Annotated in this window: 13 protein-coding genes and 1 pseudogene; 5 read left to right on the top strand and 9 right to left on the bottom strand. The window is 72.1% G+C overall.

What is annotated here, in order from left to right:
- Positions 1-193 precede the first annotated feature (193 nt).
- From ACIP2X_RS11060 to ACIP2X_RS11050, 3 genes are all read left to right on the top strand, one after another.
- Positions 194-904 (top strand): sulfite exporter TauE/SafE family protein, encoded by a 711-nt coding sequence (locus ACIP2X_RS11060; protein WP_401670423.1) that lies wholly within the window; start codon positions 194-196, stop codon positions 902-904.
- Between the two features lie 86 nt (positions 905-990).
- Positions 991-2,247 carry a wax ester/triacylglycerol synthase domain-containing protein gene (locus ACIP2X_RS11055; protein WP_401670420.1) on the top strand — a complete coding sequence of 419 codons (1,257 nt, stop codon included), beginning with the start codon at positions 991-993 and terminating at the stop codon, positions 2,245-2,247.
- 65 nt (positions 2,248-2,312) lie between these two features.
- A complete protein-coding gene (locus tag ACIP2X_RS11050; protein ID WP_401670418.1) occupies positions 2,313-3,392 on the top strand; it encodes a hypothetical protein in 1,080 nt (359 codons plus the stop codon).
- A 154-nt stretch (positions 3,393-3,546) separates the two neighbouring features.
- Here ACIP2X_RS11050 and ACIP2X_RS11045 read toward each other — a convergent pair whose 3' ends face one another.
- The 5 genes and pseudogenes from ACIP2X_RS11045 to ACIP2X_RS11025 all read right to left on the bottom strand — a co-directional run.
- Positions 3,547-4,392 carry a polysaccharide deacetylase family protein gene (locus ACIP2X_RS11045; RefSeq protein ID WP_401670416.1) on the bottom strand — a complete coding sequence of 282 codons (846 nt, stop codon included), beginning with the start codon at positions 4,390-4,392 and terminating at the stop codon, positions 3,547-3,549.
- Positions 4,393-4,526: 134 nt separating this feature from the next.
- A complete protein-coding gene (locus ACIP2X_RS11040) occupies positions 4,527-5,459 on the bottom strand; it encodes a hypothetical protein (RefSeq protein WP_401670412.1) in 933 nt (310 codons plus the stop codon).
- A complete protein-coding gene (locus tag ACIP2X_RS11035) occupies positions 5,456-5,944 on the bottom strand; it encodes a hypothetical protein (protein WP_401670410.1) in 489 nt (162 codons plus the stop codon). Before ACIP2X_RS11035 ends, ACIP2X_RS11040 begins: the two co-directional genes overlap by 4 nt.
- Before the next feature lie 3 nt (positions 5,945-5,947).
- On the bottom strand, positions 5,948-7,156 hold the full coding sequence (locus ACIP2X_RS11030; protein WP_401670407.1) for a macrolide family glycosyltransferase: 1,209 nt from the start codon (positions 7,154-7,156) through the stop codon (positions 5,948-5,950).
- A 604-nt stretch (positions 7,157-7,760) separates the two neighbouring features.
- Positions 7,761-8,423: pseudogene (locus ACIP2X_RS11025) on the bottom strand (nitroreductase); the annotation flags it as partial.
- 146 nt (positions 8,424-8,569) lie between these two features.
- Between ACIP2X_RS11025 and ACIP2X_RS11020 the strand changes: the two are divergent.
- Entirely contained in the window at positions 8,570-9,220 is a 651-nt protein-coding gene (locus ACIP2X_RS11020; RefSeq protein WP_401670405.1) for an FMN-dependent NADH-azoreductase, read from the top strand.
- An 80-nt stretch (positions 9,221-9,300) separates the two neighbouring features.
- On the opposite strand, the gene ACIP2X_RS11015 is transcribed toward ACIP2X_RS11020, so the two are convergent.
- The 4 genes from ACIP2X_RS11015 to ACIP2X_RS11000 all read right to left on the bottom strand — a co-directional run bounded on the left by ACIP2X_RS11015 (position 9,301) and on the right by ACIP2X_RS11000 (position 12,120).
- Positions 9,301-9,786, bottom strand: a complete 486-nt coding sequence (locus ACIP2X_RS11015; RefSeq protein WP_401670403.1) for a MarR family winged helix-turn-helix transcriptional regulator — start codon at positions 9,784-9,786, stop codon at positions 9,301-9,303.
- A gap of 137 nt (positions 9,787-9,923) precedes the next feature.
- Positions 9,924-10,397: a carboxymuconolactone decarboxylase family protein gene (locus ACIP2X_RS11010; RefSeq protein WP_401670286.1), complete on the bottom strand. Its 474-nt coding sequence runs from the start codon at positions 10,395-10,397 to the stop codon at positions 9,924-9,926.
- A 92-nt stretch (positions 10,398-10,489) separates the two neighbouring features.
- Positions 10,490-10,705 (bottom strand): hypothetical protein, encoded by a 216-nt coding sequence (locus tag ACIP2X_RS11005; protein WP_401670400.1) that lies wholly within the window; start codon positions 10,703-10,705, stop codon positions 10,490-10,492.
- Positions 10,706-10,854: 149 nt separating this feature from the next.
- The gene (locus ACIP2X_RS11000; RefSeq protein WP_401670396.1) at positions 10,855-12,120 is read right to left on the bottom strand and encodes a serine hydrolase domain-containing protein; all 1,266 of its coding nucleotides are present in this window, start codon (positions 12,118-12,120) and stop codon (positions 10,855-10,857) included.
- A gap of 367 nt (positions 12,121-12,487) precedes the next feature.
- On the opposite strand from ACIP2X_RS11000, the gene ACIP2X_RS10995 reads away from it, so the two are divergent.
- A complete protein-coding gene (locus ACIP2X_RS10995) occupies positions 12,488-15,961 on the top strand; it encodes a ThuA domain-containing protein (protein WP_401670393.1) in 3,474 nt (1,157 codons plus the stop codon).
- Positions 15,962-15,972 lie beyond the last annotated feature (11 nt).

Raw genomic sequence — 15,972 nt, 5'->3', positions numbered from 1 at the left:
TCGCCGTCCGGCCGGCCCTCGCTGCACGCCTCCAGCACGGCAGCCGCCCGAATCTTGACGGTGGGTGCAAGCCCTCACATACTGACGGCCGAATCGACGGGGCCCGCGATGACGGATGCCGGCACGCGCCACCCTCGCGGGCGCGGGCGCGGGCGCGGGCGCGGGAGCGGGAGCGGGAGCGGAGTGCGGCACGGTGAGTACCCAGACCCTGGCGGTCCTCGCCCTGACGGTGGCCGCCGCGGCGTTCGTCCAGGGCAGCAGCGGGCTCGGATTCGCGCTGATCGTCGCGCCGGTGGCCGGCATCCTCGACCCCGGTCTGGTCCCGGTCTTCGTGCTGGCGTCGATGATCCCGCTCAACCTGTACGTGGCCTGGCGCGAACGGGCGTCGCTCGATCTGCGGGGCGCGGGCTGGATCACCGGGGCGCGGCTCGCCGCCACTCCCGCCGGGCTGGCCCTGCTCCGGCTGATCCCGGAACGGAGTCTCGGCCTGTTCGTCGGCGCCGCCACCGTCCTCGCGGCCGCCGTGAGCCTTGCCGCGCCCGCCTTCACACCAGGACGGGCCGCCTACGTCGGCGCGGGCGCCGTCACCGGACTGACGGAGACCGCGACGGGAGTCGGCGGCCCCCCGCTCGCGCTCGTCTACCAGCACCGGCCGCCGGCCGAACTGCGCTCCACCGTCGCGGCGTGCTTCCTGGTCGGTGAAGTCGCCTCCCTGGCACTGCTGTTCGCCGCGGGGAAGGCCCAACCGGCGGAACTCACCCAGGCGGCGGTCCTGCTCCCGGCGATCGCGGCGGGCGCGTGGCTCAGCCGCGTGACGCACGGGCGCCTGGACGGCCGCAGGATGCGGCTGTTCGTGCTGGGGTTCGCGCTGGTGTCGGGGGTGGTGCTGATGCTGGGGTTCTGACCCGGCCGGTGGGTTCTCCGTGCCGCGGATGTTCCTGCCAGGCTGTACGCCAGACGACCCGTCAGTCACGTTCCGAGAGGTCCGCCATGCAGCCGTCCCCTTCGACCTCGCCTCGTCCACCCAGGAACCTGGGGGCGGTCGACCGGGCCTTCCGCGCGGTGGCCGCCGGTCCGCTGCCCATGGGCATCATGCTCGACTTCGAGGGCCCCGCCCCTACCCTGTCCAGCCTGCGCGCCCGGGTCGCCGAACGCGTCGCGGACATCGCCTCCCTGCACTACCAGGTCGACGGTGACGAGAGAGAGTTGCGGGCCGTCACCGCGCTCGCGGTGGACGAGCACGTGCACCGGCTCGACCTCACGCGGGAGGAGTACGAGAGCCCGGACGACGCGGACCGGGCGGCCGACCGCAGGATGATCAGCACTCCGCTGACGTCGAGCCGGCCGCCGTGGGACCTGTGGCTGATCCCCAGAGCGCGGGGCCACTCGCTGTGCTTCCGTTCCGACCACGCGCTCAGGGACGGAGCCGCCGCCGTCTGCATCACCCGTGCCCTGCTGGACGACCGGCCCGGCTGGCGGCCACGGACGCATCCCGCGGTGACCCCCGGCCTGCGCGGGTTCACATCGGTGACGGGGCAGGCGCTGCGGGCCCTGCGCTCCCCCGAGGTGCCCCCGGCCTTCGCCGGCGCCTCCGCCGGGACGCAGAGCATGTTCCACGCCGACGCCGCCCTGGACCGGCTGCACGCGGCGCGCCGCCTCCACGGCGGCACCGTCAACGACGTCTATCTGGCGGCCCTTTCGCAGGCCGTCCGACGCTGGCACGTGGAGCGCACCGGCCGGACGCACCCCCCGATGCCGATCTCGATGCCCCTGTCGGTGCGGGCGCCGGGTCAGGAACTGGCCGTCGGCAACGCGCTGGTGACCGCACGGGTGACCCTGCCCTGCGCACACGGCGACTCCCACGGGGCTCTGCGGCACGTCATCTCCCAGACCGGACCCCTCCGGCGCAGCCACCATCGGCACGCCGCCCGCGTCCTGCTGCGCAGCCTGCCTCCGGCCGTCGGCATGCGGGCGGCCCTGCGGCTGGCCGACGCCGAGGCGGTCCCCGCCCTGGCGTCCACGATGGAGGCCGGGCCCGAGCTGACCCACCAGGGCCTACGGGCCACGCGCGCCGCCATGTTCATCGCCCTGGCGGGCGGACTGCGCTGCTACACCGCCTTGACGACGTACCAGGACAACGCCCGGCTCACGGTCGTCCACGACGACGCCCTGACCGGCATCGACTGCCTAGGCGACCACTGGCGCACCGCCCTCGACGAACTCGTCACCACCCGCCCGAGCCCCTGAGACGAGACCGGCAAGGGCCAGGAAAAGGGCTTCGTCCTGAGCGCCGGGCCGGGCAGGATGCCCTGGTGCACACGGAGAGCGGCGCGCGCGGGCGTCACACGCTGAGCAGGACGGAACACGGCGACGCCTTGGGCGTGTGCGTCGCGGTGGACGGACTCTTCGGGCAGCCGCAGCGGGGGACGTACGAACTGTTCGGGTGGGTGCCGGAAGGTCCCGAGGTACGCGGGTGGGTCGGCGACCGGGTGTGGCTCGTGCCGGACGACGAGGCACTCGAACCCTGGCTGCTGGAGGACGCGGAGAGCGCGGGACGACCGTCGGGGACGGACAGCCTCGTGCTCAGGGGCCTCGACGATTTCGAAGGCCCGCCCGAAGGCCACCGGGGCGGCGTGCGCGTGCATGACGGGCGCCGATGGCTGGGCTCCTGCCAGGAGTTCACCCGCGTCCTGCCGGCCGAGCCGGTGGCGCCCCCGCTCGTCCTGCGGGGACTCGCGCCGCGGGAGCCGCTGCGTGCGGCCCTCGCCCGGGGCAGCCGGCGGGCGCTGGACCTGGAGCAGGTCGCGCTGGAGACACAGGACGCCCGCGGCGAGCCGCTGGACCGGCGACTGCTGTGGACCGAGGTCATCGCCTGGCGCCCGTCGTCCTACGGTGCCGATCTGATCGACCTGGAGCTCGACGGCAGGCACTTCGCGCCCGTTCCCGAGTACGCGCGGCCGGTCTGGGAGCGGTGGCTCGGCGGACCACCGGACACCCCGGCCGCCTGGTCCGCTCTGGACACCCGGCGCCGCGGGGCCTGGCTCGACCTGGTGCAACAGCGCGTCTTCCTGCGCGCCCCCGCCGACAGGCCGGCCGGTCACGCCCATGAGCTCGACGGGCGGCACGTCACCGACGAACCCGGCCTCTACCTCGCGCTCGGCGAAGCGGTGCACGGGCCGGGCGGTTACCTCGGCGGCTGCCTGGCGGCCGTCGACGACTGCCTGCGCGGCGCCCTCGGGCGTAGCGTCCCCGCGACCCTGCGCTGGCGGGACTCGGCGACCGCCCGCGAGCATCTGTCCCGCAGGCTGACCCCGGACGGCCGGCCCTACGACGTGTTCGCCGAGGTGCTCGACCTCCTCACCGAGCACGGCACGCGCGTCGGCCTGGAGTGAACCGCCGGGCCGAGGCGGTCACCCGCCCGGCCCCGCCGAGCGGGCCCGGCGGGGCGTGGGGACCTAGCGTCGAAGTGCCTTGCGCCAACCGGGCCGCAGGGCCCGGGCGGCCCCCGTACCTCTGCGCCCTGGGCTGGGGTCGCCCAACTCTGCTTCAGGGGCGGTAGACCGCTCCCGGCACCGGCCGGGCGGGATGGAGGAGTTCGGGCACCGTGACGAAGGTGTAGCCGCGTCTCTTCAGCTCCGCGATGATGCCCGGCACGGCGGGCACGGTGCCGTCGTAGATGTCGTGCAGCAGGATGATGCCGTCCCGGCCTGCCTGGTCCAGGGTGCGCTTCCGGATCAGGGCCGAGTCCTTGGTCGCGTAGTCCTTCGCGGTCGTGCTCCACAGGATCTGGGAGAGGCCGAGCTCCTTGCAGACGGCGGTGACCTCGTCGTCGGTGCGGCCCTGCGGAGGCCGCATCAGCGTGGGCCTCCGGCCGGTGACGTCGGCTATCGCGTCCTGCGTGCGGGCCAGCTCGTCCCGTATGGCGTCCTTGTCGAGCCTGTCCAGACGCTGGTGGGTCCAGGTGTGGTTGCCCACCTCGTGGCCCTCCGCCGCGAGGCGGCGAACGGTCTCCGGATACCTGAGCACATGGTTTCTGCCCAGCAGGAAGAAGGTCGCGCGGACCTTCTCCTTCTTGAGGATGTCGAGGAGCTCGGGCGTGTCCCTGCCGGGGCCGGCGTCGAAGGTCAGGGCTATGCACTTGGCCCTCTCGCAGTCGACGGGTAGGTCGGGGCGCGCGGCGATCGTGGACTCCGTCGGCCTTGCAGTGACGGCCCCGGCGTCCTCCAGCGCCTGCGCGCGGGCCTCGGAGGGCGAGGTGAAGTCGGTTCGGCAGCCTGTGAGGGCGAGCGCGGCGAGCGTGACGGCAGCAAGCGCCCGGCCTCTCCTGGGCCGGGTCCGGGCCGGCCCGGATGGGGTGGGTGCGGTGCCTCGCGGCGGTGCTGCGGACGTCACTGTGGTCCCTTTCGGGGCGGTTGGTTCGGTGCTGGGGATGTGGCGGGCGCCGGTGTCACGGTCGGTCTGCTGCGCCGCGTCCGGGCGGGCCGTACGGCTTCGTCGGGAGTGCGGCCCCGCGCGTCGTGGCAGAGCTACGAGCGATCCGCCGTCAGGGTCGTGCCGCGGTGGGCGCGGACGAGGGCGATCACCGTCTCCGCGGTGCGGGCGAGGTGGGTGCGGCCGTCGGGCAACTGCGCGGCGGGGCTGATGTAGCTGAGCGGACCGACGTGCGTGGCCGGGTCCAGCCGGTGCGAGGTGATCTTCCCGGCCCGGACGGCGCGGTTCCAGGCGCTGGCCCGCACGAGCGGCCAGCGCTGCGGGAAGATCCAGGTGCCGAGCCGCTCGATCCGGTCGCCGGCACTGGTCAGCCGGTGGAGGTGGTCGGCATGCGTGAGGTCGTTGGCGCCGTTGTGGAAACCACCGAGCGTGATCAGCAGCAGCGGGGAGCGCAGTTGCGCGTGCAGTTCGGCGACGGCGCCGCAGGCGACCTGCGCGCCGCCGCTGTAGCTGAGCAGCACCACCGGGATGCCGCTGTCGGGCAGGTAGCCCGCGAGCCGTAGCTGCGTGGCGATCTGGGAGCCGACCGCCCGGTTGTACAACGGGCGGTAGCGGCGGTCGGCGGCGACGAAGATCTGCATGACGTTGTGCAGGAAGAGCAGCAGTCCGACGCGGCGCTGCAGCCACGCCCACACCGGCCGGTCGGCGAGCGGGTCGGCGAGCGGCGAGTACGGCTGCACCTGGCCCAGCACCCGCAGCTCCGGCGCCCCGGCGAGCAGGGCCTTCACCAGCTGGCCGCCGTCCCGGCTGTCGCGCACGCGCCGCTTGCCGATGCCGTCGAGGTAGACCAGGTAGGCGTCCGGGGGAGTGTCGGGCTCGGCGCCCCGGGCGTAGGGCACCCCCCGGGGCAGCACGGTGACCGGGGCCCGCCAGCCGGCGCCGTAGGCCAGCACCTCGTAGCGGGCCAGCAGGGCTTCGGCCAGCAGGGCGGGCCCGATCGCGAAGACCCAGAGCAGGAAGCTGTTCATGCGAGCGACTCCCGAGTTCCGGCGGCGCTGAGGCGGACGACGACCCGGCGGACGGCCTCGACGGCGGCACCGAGTCCGGCGCCCGCGACGGCGACGCACCCCACGGCGGTCCACCAGCCGAGCTCGGTCGCCGTGGCGAGGGGCCCGGCGAGACCGGCTCCGACCCCGACGAAGAGCAGCAGGTGCAGCACGGGGCCGAGCCAGGGGAACGCGAGGACGGCGGAGAGCACCAGCGGTGCGGCCACGCCCGGCGTCCACACCAGCCCGTCACCGGGCGGCGGGGACGACAGCACCAGTTCGGCCAGGGTCCACGCGGTCAGCGGCCACAGCGCGAACACCACGCCCTCGACGAGTCCGCCGGCCAGCAGCAACGAGGCCACCAGGCTCCGCGGCATGCCGGGCCGGCGCACCGCCAGGGGCAGGATGCGCCCGGCGGCCTCCGACACCCCCGCGAGCAGCAGCAGGAGGACGACGACAAGTGACATCGATCAGCCTCGCCGCACCGAGGCGCCGGACGACCCGGCCGCACGCACGTACCGTTCGAGTTCGTCGGCGGCGCGCCGGTAGCCGCCCGCCGCGTGCAGGGCGTCCCGCAGGGTGGCCGCGGACTCGCGGAAGTGGTCCTCGCGCAGCAGCCGCCGTGCGAGGGCACGTACGGACTCCTTGGTGACGTCCTGGGGAGGCAGTGACAGTCCGGCGCCGAGGTCCATGACGCGGCGGGCCACCAGCGGCTGGTCGGCGCCCAGCGGCACGACCAGCATCGGGACCCCGGCGTACATGGCCTCGTTGACGCTGTTCATCCCGCCGTGGGTGACGAACAGCGCGGCACGCGCGAGCACCTCCGGCTGCGGGACGAAGCGGCGGGCGAGCACATTGGCCGGCAGGGGGCCCAGCGCGTCGGGTTCGGTCTGCCCGGTCGAGACGACCACGGTGCCGCCCAGGGGCGCGAGCGCGGTCGCCAAACTGCGCAGGATGCGCGGGTCGGCGCTGAACACGGTGCCCAGGGACGCGTAGAGAACGGGGTCGTGCAGCCGCTCGACGGAGAACGACGGATCCGCCGGCCGGGCGCCGATGCTGGGGCCGACGAACCGGTAGCTCTCGTCGAAGCTGTCGGCGGCGGGCTGGAACTCCCGGGCGGTGTAGACGAGATTGAGGGGCTGGCGGATGTTCAGCATGTCGAACCAGGGCAGCCCCTTCGTGTCGTAGTCGTGGCGCAGTCGCAGACGTGAGCGCAGGTGGCGCCGGAGGCTGCCGGGACGGGCCGCCGCCGCGACCAGCAGGTCACGCGAGGCGCGGGTGGGGCTGTGCACCCGCCGGTTGAACGCGAACGTGGTGAACGACGACGCCGCCGGCACCCCGAGTTCGCGAGCGGCGACGGCGCCCCACGGACAGGTGTTGTCGTGCACGATCAGGTCGGGCCGGATCTCGCGCAGGTCTTCGAGCACCGGGGGCAGCAGGTGGGTGGCCGTGTCCGTCAGTCCCTCGATCAGGGTGAGCGGGATCGGCGGATCGGGGAGCGGCTGGTCGGCGCCGGGGTAGAGGAACACCTTCGCGCCGGTGGCCGCGATCCGGCCGAAGAAGGCGGGGGAGGTGTGGTACGTGACGGAGTGGCCACGTCGTACGAGCTCCGCCACGAGCGGCAGCGTCGGATTGACGTGCCCGTGCATGGCGATGCCGAGAAAAGCGATGGTACTCACATGGCGCTCCGCGAGAAGGAATAGGTCGATGCCTCGCCGCCCGGGTCGGCCGATGCCTCCGGGGGCTCCTCGGTCCGGTACGGACCGGGACCACTGCTGCGCGGCCGGTCGTGGGACCGACCGGCCGTGCGGTGTGCGGTGCTGATCAGCCGCCGCGACCGGCCGAAGCCGCCGTCGGGCCGCGGGCCCGGCACCGGGGCACATGGCCCCTGGTCCGGACCCATGTCGCCGTTCGCGGGCCGGCGTCCGCGGAGGTCACGTCCCCGCGTCGCGTCGTGACCGAAGCCCGGGCGCACCCCTGCGACCGGAACCCGGCCACAAGCAATCCTCATTGATCAACCTCTCTTGCCACGCCACGCCGAGCCACGCCACGGATCGGGACCGGCTCTCAGCCGGCGGGCGGCACCCCGATCCGGGACGCGAGCCGGCCCATGCGCCTGGTGAGGCCGTCGCCGAGGCGCGCGACGACGCCCCGTACCCGCCGAGGCCGAGACGCGGGACGCCTCGCGGGAGCCGTGCTCGTGATCCGTGGCCGGGTGGGCTTCGAGGCCGCGCGGCCCGCCGTCCGCTCGGGCGGACGCCGAAGGGACGCGGCGCCCGGCGTGTCGACGAACGTGACCGTCTCGTCGAGCGGTGCCCGGCCCGTGCGGGGCTGCCGCGAGCCGGCGTCCGCGAAGCCGATCGACATGCCGCAGAAGAGAAGGAGATCGTCCGGCGGTGCCACGATCGCCGCGACGGACGCGTGGAACTTCGCCCACGCCATCTGCGGGCAGCTGTGCAGACCCTCGGCGCGCAGGAGCAGCATGACGGTCTGCAGATAGCCGCCGACGTCGGACCACTGGGCCGGGCCCATGTCGCGGTCGACGTAGCAGAACAGGGCGGCGGGGGCGCCGAAGCAGTTCCAGTTCTCGGCGGACGCCCGCTGGCGGGCTTCCAGGTCCTCGCGCGGGATGCCGAGCGCGCCGTAGCGCTGCTCACCGAAGGCGGACCGGCGCTCGCGGTACGGGGACTTCAGTACGGGCGGGTACTGCTGGTACTCCGGCTGGTCGAAGGCGTCGCCCGCGGCCAACCGCCTGCCCGTGCGCTTCTTGAGCTCCGCCAGCGCGTCGCCGGTGAGCACGTAGGTGTGCCAGGGCTGAAGGTTCGACCCGGAGGGTGCCCAGGCCGCCGCGGACAGCACGCGCTCCAGCACCTCCCGCGGGACGTGCCGGTCGGTGAAGGCCCGTACCGCCCGTCTGCTGGTGACCGCCTCATAGACGTCCGACATCGTCTCCACCTCCCGGGTGCTCGGCATTCATACTGGTTGCATTCACGATAGTATCACTCGATACCGTCTCGGCTGTAACGGTCACCGAGCAGGAATCCGCAGCCCACGGCCCTGTCGCCCTGGTTGCCGCACCCCGGAGGAAGCCCATGGCCTCGCTGTTGCACATCGACTCGTCCCTGTATCCGGGCGGCCTGTCCGCGTCCCGAGCGGTCACGGACGCCTTCCGCAAGGCCTGGGAGGAGCAGCACCCCGACGGCACGGTGATCTACCGCGACCTCGCCGCCGCGCCGGTCCCCCACATCGGCATCGACGCCCACGCCGCCGCCTTCGCCGCCCCGGCGGACCGCACCCCGGAGCAGTCCGCCGCCTTTGCCGTGCGCATGACACTCATCGAGGAGTTCGAGCGGGCGGACGCCATCCTGATCGGCGCCCCCATGTACAACTTCACGATCCCGTCGACCCTCAAGGCATGGCTGGACAACGTCATCCTGCCCGGCCGCACCACCGGGGAGGCGCCGTCCGCCGAGGGCACCCCGGTCACCGTCGTCGCCAGCCGAGGCGGCTCCTACGCGCCGGGCACTCCCCGTGAGGGCTTCGAGTTCGTGCAGAACTACCTGGAGGCCGTCCTCAAGGGCAGCCTCGGTCTGGAGCCCGACTTCATCGTCCCGGAACTGACCATGGCCCCGCGCAACGCGGCCATGTCCGATCTCGTCCCCCTCTACGAGGCCTCCCGCGAGCGCGCGTTCGCCGACGCGGCGACCAAGGCCAAGGCGCTCGCGGAACGGCTCGCGCGCTGACCCCAGGGGCGCAGGCACCGTGTGACGCCCGCGTCCAGGTCGTCATACGGCGCCGTCACGGCCCCGTCGGCCGCGCGCGTTCAGGAGTTTTCGCCGCGCGGATAGGCGAAGCGGGTCAGCAGGTCCGCCAGTTGCTCGGGCTCCCCGGGGGCCAGTTCGGCGACCAGGCGCTCGGCCAGGGGTCCCGCTGCCACATGGGCCGCGTCGAAGAGCGCGAGGCCGTCAGGCGTGATCTCCACGGCCCGCGCCCGGCGGTCCCCCGGAACGGCCTTGCGCTCGGCGAGCCCCCGGCGCTCCAGATCGTCCACCACCCGCATGACCCCCGCCTTGTCCGACCCGGTGGCGGCGGCCAAGTCCCGCTGCATCGTGGGCCCGTGCTCCACCAGCACGATCAGCACGGCGAAATGGCGCAGCTCGATGCCGAGCGGCCGAAGCGCCTCCGTCATCACCGCGGCGGCACGCCAGTGCGCCCGGCGCAGCAGCAGGCCGAGCGCGAAGGGCGAGGCGTCCCCCGGACGGTCGGTCGCACGTGAGGTGGCGGATTCGTCAGGTGCGTCGGCGGCCATGGATGCACAGTAGCAGCCACGTTTCATTCGATACGGTCTCGCCCGATTCCAAGTGTGGCCGTGCCTGCGGCGGCCCTCAGCCGCGGCGGTCCGTCTCCCCGACGGAGGTCGGGGTGACGGGGAGACGGACGGTGTGATCAGCCGAACTGGCCGGGCTGGTAGCTGCCGGCGGGCTGCTGGTTGATGACGTTGATGCGGTTGTAGGCGTTGATGACGGCGATGAGGGAGATGAGGGCGGCGAGTTGGTCTTCGTCGTAGTGCTTGGTGGCGTTGTTCCAGGCTTCGTCGGTGACGCCGCCGGCGGCGTCGGCGGTGCGGGTGCCTTGTTCGGTGAGTTCGAGGGCGGCGCGTTCGGCGTCGGTGAAGACGGTGGCTTCGCGCCAGGCGGCGACGAGGTTGAGGCGTTGCTGGGTTTCGCCGGCGTGGGTGGCGTCCTTGGTGTGCATGTCGGTGCAGAAGCCGCAGCCGTTGATCTGGCTGGCGCGGATTTTGACGAGTTCCTGGGTGGTGGTCGGGAGGGTGGATTCCGTGACGACCTTGTTGGCGGTGTTGATGTGGCGGAGCACCTTGCCGGCGAAGGCGTTGCCGAAGAAGTTCAGGCGGGGTTCCATGGGGATCTCCTGATCGGGTACCGGGTACGCAGTTCAGACAGGCCGGCCCCACCGTCTGTGACACCCGGGTCCCGAAGGACGGGGTGAGCGGCTCAGGCCGCCGCGGTCCGCCGGTCCGTATCGCCCGCGCCGGTGCCGCCGGCCGCCCTGCCGCCACCCTTCAGGCCGCCGTGGACGAGCCGCAGATGGCGACGGCGCCGGGCGTGCCGGCCGGGCCGGGGATCCTCGTTGAGCTTGTCCTCCATACGGCTCATCATGATCAGCAGCAGGCTGAGACCGGGCAGCAGCAGGACGGCGAGCATCAGCACGGGCTTTCCCCTCCCTCGATCGCCATGCCAGGCGGGTGCCCCGGAATCGCCCGGTGATATGTGCGCGACCGCAAAAAGCGCGCGCCGCGGGCGCGGTGGTGAAGGGGTTGTGCCCTCACCACCACGCCCGAGTCCCCCGGGGCGAGGGATCAGCGCCGCTCGGGCAGGTCGCGCTCGGCCGGCAGCGACTGCGTGTCCCGCACCGGCGCGGTGGCGGTGCGCGCGGACGGCGCGGGCGCCGGCCGCTTCCCGCAGAACGCGGCCTCCAGCGTGTCACCGAGCGCCGTGTTGGCCTCGCCGCGGTTGGAGGTGTTCGCCATCGCCGACAGGCTGCGGCGGCCGTCGCGGGTCGAGAAGGCGTAGGTGTAGTAGCCCTGCACGGTGCCGGTGTGGCCGTACACCCGCGTACCGCAGGACAGGTCGTAGCGGCGCAGACCGAGCCCGTAGAAGCGGGTGTTGGTCGTGTCCGTCGGTGTCACCGTCGTCATGGCCTCCAGCGTGGCCCGGGACAGCAGCCGGCCGCGCATGAGCGCGCTGGTGAAGGTGTTGAGGTCGGCGGGGCTGGAGATGACGGCGCCGGCCGACTGCGCCCAGGACACGGTCTGCTCGGTGGAGTCCACGAGCGGCGCGCCGGCCTCGTCGGGGTGCAGATAGCCCCGGACCCGCAGTCCCTTGATACGCGTGTCGGGATGCACGTACGAGGTCTGACGCAGCCCCAGCGGCTTGATGACGCGGCGCTGGTAGGCGTCGGCCACCGGACGGCCCGTCAGCTTCTCGATGAGCATGCCGACGACCACGAAGTTGGTGTTCGAGTACTTGTACGCGGCGCCGGGCTCGGTGGTGGGCGGCTCGGCGAGGGACAGGTCGAGAAGCTCCTGGTAGCTGAAGACGCGGTGGCGAACGGCCTCGAAGCCGGGCACGGTGTGCTGGAACATGGCCTCGGTGTAGTCGGCCAGGCCGCTGCGGTGGGTGAGCAGATGACGGACCGTGATCCGGTCGTCGGGCAGCAGCCCCGGCAGCACGTCGTTGACGGGCCGGTCCAGCTCCAGCCTGCCCTCCTCCACCAGTTGGAGCAGCACGACGGCGGAGAAGGTCTTGCTCACGCTGCCGATCCGGAAGCGCGCGTGAATGTCCATCGGCGCCCCCGACACTCTGTCGCGGACTCCGACGGCGCGGCTGCGGACCCCGTCCGGCGCGCTGTAGCGCGCCATGGCGCCCGGAGCGCCCTTGGCCATCGCCCCGTTCAGGGCCGCGACGACCCCGCCCATGTCCGGTGCGGGGGAGACGGGCGCCCCGGCGACGGTACGGGGCGCGGCGGGAGCGGCCGACGCGGTGGTGAGAGGAGCGATTCCCCCGACGAGGGCGGTGATCACGGTGACGCCGACGGTCAGACGTCGGCGTGGCGACAGCAACACGATGAATCCTCGTTTTCTTCCTCGGTTGATGCGGTTGATGCGGTTGATGCGGTGGATGCCGCGTTTTCGGCTGGGTGCCGCGCGCACGAGGTGGTCGGCCACGCGCACGCATGGGTCAGGAGTGCCTGAAGTCGGCCTCCGGTTGCAGAAACGCGACGCGCCCTTGAAAAGACACTCGGCACCGCCGGACCGGGGACGCGGCGGCGCCCGGAGCGGGCGACATGACGCCCCGTCAGTGGCCGACGGCGCCTCACACGGGCCGCATCCGACCCATTGACCCCCTGTGAAGCCGGAACCTACGCTGTGCGACGTATACCAGAAAGCGCTTTCCAGATCACGGTCCGCATACCAGCACCGGGAGCGCACATTGAGCAGTCATCACACCCGGCTCCGCCGAAGAGTCCTCTTTCCCGCCACCGTCGCCACGGCGCTTCTCGCGCTCCTCGTCGGATTAGGGCTGGCCGCGCCCCCACGCGCGGAAGCGGCCGCGGCCTACCGGGTCCTGGTCTTCTCCAAGGTCACCAACTTCACCCATGACTCCATCCCCGCGGGGATCGAGGCCATCGAGAAACTGGGCAGCGAGAACGGTTTCGAGGTCGAGGCCACCGACGACGCCGCCGCCTTCACCGACGCGAACCTCGCGCGCTTCCAGGCGATCGTCTTCAACAACACCAACTCCACGCCGGAGTCCGGCGATCTGCTCGACGCCGCGCAGCGTGCCGCGCTCCAGAAGTACGTGCGTGGCGGTGGCGGCTGGGTCGGTCTGCACGCCGCCTCGGCCAGCGAGCGCGACTGGACCTGGTACGAGGGACTCGTCGGCGCCATCTTCGACAAGCACCCCGCCGTCCAGACCGGGCGGGTCAAGGTCCTCGACCAGGCGCACCCCTCCACCAAGGGCCTGCCGGAGCTCTGGGAGCGCTCCGAGGAGTGGTACAACTGGCGCACCAACCCGACCGGCAAGGTCCACACGCTCGCCCAGATCAAGGTGCGCGACGGCATCACCGGCCTTGACGAGGGCGTCGACCATCCGTGGTCCTGGTGCCAGAACTACGACGGCGGACGCTCCTGGTTCACCGCCGGCGGCCACGACAAGGCCGCGTTCAGCGAGGCCCCGTTCCTGAGGCATCTGCTCGGCGGCATCCAGTGGGCCGCGGGCGACAAGCCCGGCGACTGCACCGCCACCAAGACCGGCGCCTTCCAGCGCACCCCGCTGGCCACCAGCGATCTGGCCGACCCCTTCGAACTGGCCGTGGCGCCCGACCGGCGCGTGTTCTTCATCCAGCGCACCGGCAAGGTCAAGGTGATCGACCAGCAGACGCTCAAGGTCACCACCGCCCTGGACTTCGCCTACACGCCGGAGATGACGAGTCAGTCCGACGGCCTTCTCGGCCTGGCCCTGGACCCGGACTTCGCCGAGAACCACTGGCTGTATCTCCTGAACTCCGACAAGACCGAGAAGCAGATCAACCTGTCGCGGTTCACGGTGACCGGCAACACGATCGACCCCGCCTCGGAGAAGCGGCTGCTGGCGATACCGACCCTGCGCGGCGAGGGCAGGGCCAACTCCCACATGGCCGGCTCGCTCACCTTCGACAAGCACGGCGACCTCTACATCGCGACCGGGGACAACACCGACCCCTTCGCCTCGGACGGATTCACGCCCATCGACGAGGGCGCGGGCCGTCGCGCGTGGGACGCCCAGGGCACCTCGGGCAACACCAACGACCTGCGTGGCAAGATCCTGCGCATCACCCCGCAGGACGACGGGACCTACCGCATCCCCGAGGGCAATCTCTTCGCGCCGGGAACGGACAGGACGCGCCCCGAGGTCTACGCCATGGGCATGCGCAACCCCTTCCGCATCACGACCGATCCGCACAGCGGCGCGCTGATGGTGGCGGACTACGGTCCCGACGCCCGCGAGGCCAAGGCGGACCGCGGCCCGGAGGGCACGGTCGAGTACACCCGCATCACCAAGGCCGGCAACTTCGGGTGGCCGTACTGCATCGGCAACAACACCCCCTTCAACGACTACGACTTCACGACGAAGACGTCGGGTCCGAAGTTCGACTGCTCCGCCCCGGTCAACAACTCGCCGAACAACACCGGGCTCACCCAGTTGCCGCCCGCCCAGCCGGCCACCGTCTGGTACGCCTACTCCGCCTCCCCCGAGTTCCCCGAAGTGGGCACGGGTGGCGGCGGGCCGATGGGCGGTCCGGTCTACGACTACGACCCGGAGAACACCTACCGCACCAAGTTCCCGGAGTACTTCGACGGGAAGTGGCTCAACTACGAGCTCACCCGCACCTGGTTCAAGGCGTTCTCGTTCCAGCAGAAGGACCAGACGTTCACCGATCCCCGCTTCGCGCCGGTGAAGGCCGGTGATCTGCACTCCATCAACGGGATCTTCGGCGACATGAAGTGGAACCAGCCCTTCGACGCCGACTTCGGGCCCGACGGCGCGCTCTACGTCATCGACTTCGGTCTCGGCAGCGGCACCGGCCGCGGCGGCAGTAACGAGGGGTCGGGCATCTACCGCATCGACTACGTCGGCGACGACCGGCTGCCGGACGCCAAGGTCAGCGCCACGCCCGACAGTGGCAAGGCGCCGTTGAAGGTCCAGTTCTCCAGCGCCGGTTCGGGCCTGCCGAGTGGCGCCCCCATGACGTACGCCTGGGACTTCGACGGCAACGGCACGACCGACTCGACGGTCGCCAACCCGACCCATGTCTACCGGACCGTGGGCCGCTTCACCGCCCGGCTGACGGTCACGGCCCCCGGAAACCTCAGCGCTCTCGCCGTCACCGACATCACCGTCGGCAACTCCCGGCCCGAGGTGACCATCCAGCAGCCGCCCAACGGCGGGATGTTCAGCTTCGGCGACACCATCCCGTTCAAGGTCAAGGTGAAGGACCGGGAGGACGGCGAGATCGACTGCTCGCGGGTGGTCGTCCAGTCGCAGCTCGGCCATGACTCGCATCTGCATCCGCTGGACAACTACACCGGATGCGCCGGCGAGATCCGCACGGACGCCGGCGACAGCCACGGCCCCGGCCAGAACCTCTACTACGGGATCACCGCCCAGTACGAGGACAAGGGCGCGCCCGGGGCACCGGCGCTCACCGGGTCCACCTCGCTCACCCTGCGCCCCGCCCTGCGTGAGGCGGAGCACCACACCTCCACGGGCGGCGCCCACGAGGGCGTGGTGGTGGCCGACCGCGCCGACGCCTCCGGAGGCAAGCGGCTGACGGAGATCGAGGACGGCGACTGGATCCGCTTCGATCCCGTGCACCTCAAGGGCATCGACTCGGTGACCGTCGGCGCGGCCTCGGGCGGCCTCGGCGGAACCGTCGAGTTCCGCTCCGGCTCACCCACCGGCTCGCTGCTCGGCAGCGTGAACGTGCCCAGCACCGGGGGCTGGGGCAACGTCGTCTCACCGACGACACCCCTGAAGTTCGCGGGTATCACCGCCCCGTTGTACGTGGTCTTCTCCAACCCGCAGTGGGCCGCCGACAAGCCTGACCTGCTCGCCCTGGACTGGCTGCACTTCAACGGGCGTGGCGTCGAGAAGCACCCGGGCACCAAGGTCACCGTGAAGGCGGCTCCGGCCTCCGGCGCGGCCCCCCTCGCGGTCCAGCTCACCAGCACCGTGAAACCGCTCGCCGGCCGCACCGTCGCCTCGTACCACTGGGACTTCGGTGACAACACCAGGCCCACCGGCCCCGAGGGCGCGACGGCCACGCACACCTACGCCAGGCCCGGCACGTACACGGCACATCTGACCGTCACCGACGACAAGGGCGACACCACCAGCGCCTTCGCCCGCGTCACCGTGAGCTGAGGCAGGAACGG

This window comes from Streptomyces sp. NPDC089424 (assembly GCF_044749345.1).
Classification (GTDB): domain Bacteria; phylum Actinomycetota; class Actinomycetes; order Streptomycetales; family Streptomycetaceae; genus Streptomyces.
Note: the sequence above shows the minus strand (reverse complement) of the source record. Positions and strands in the feature narration are given on the sequence as shown.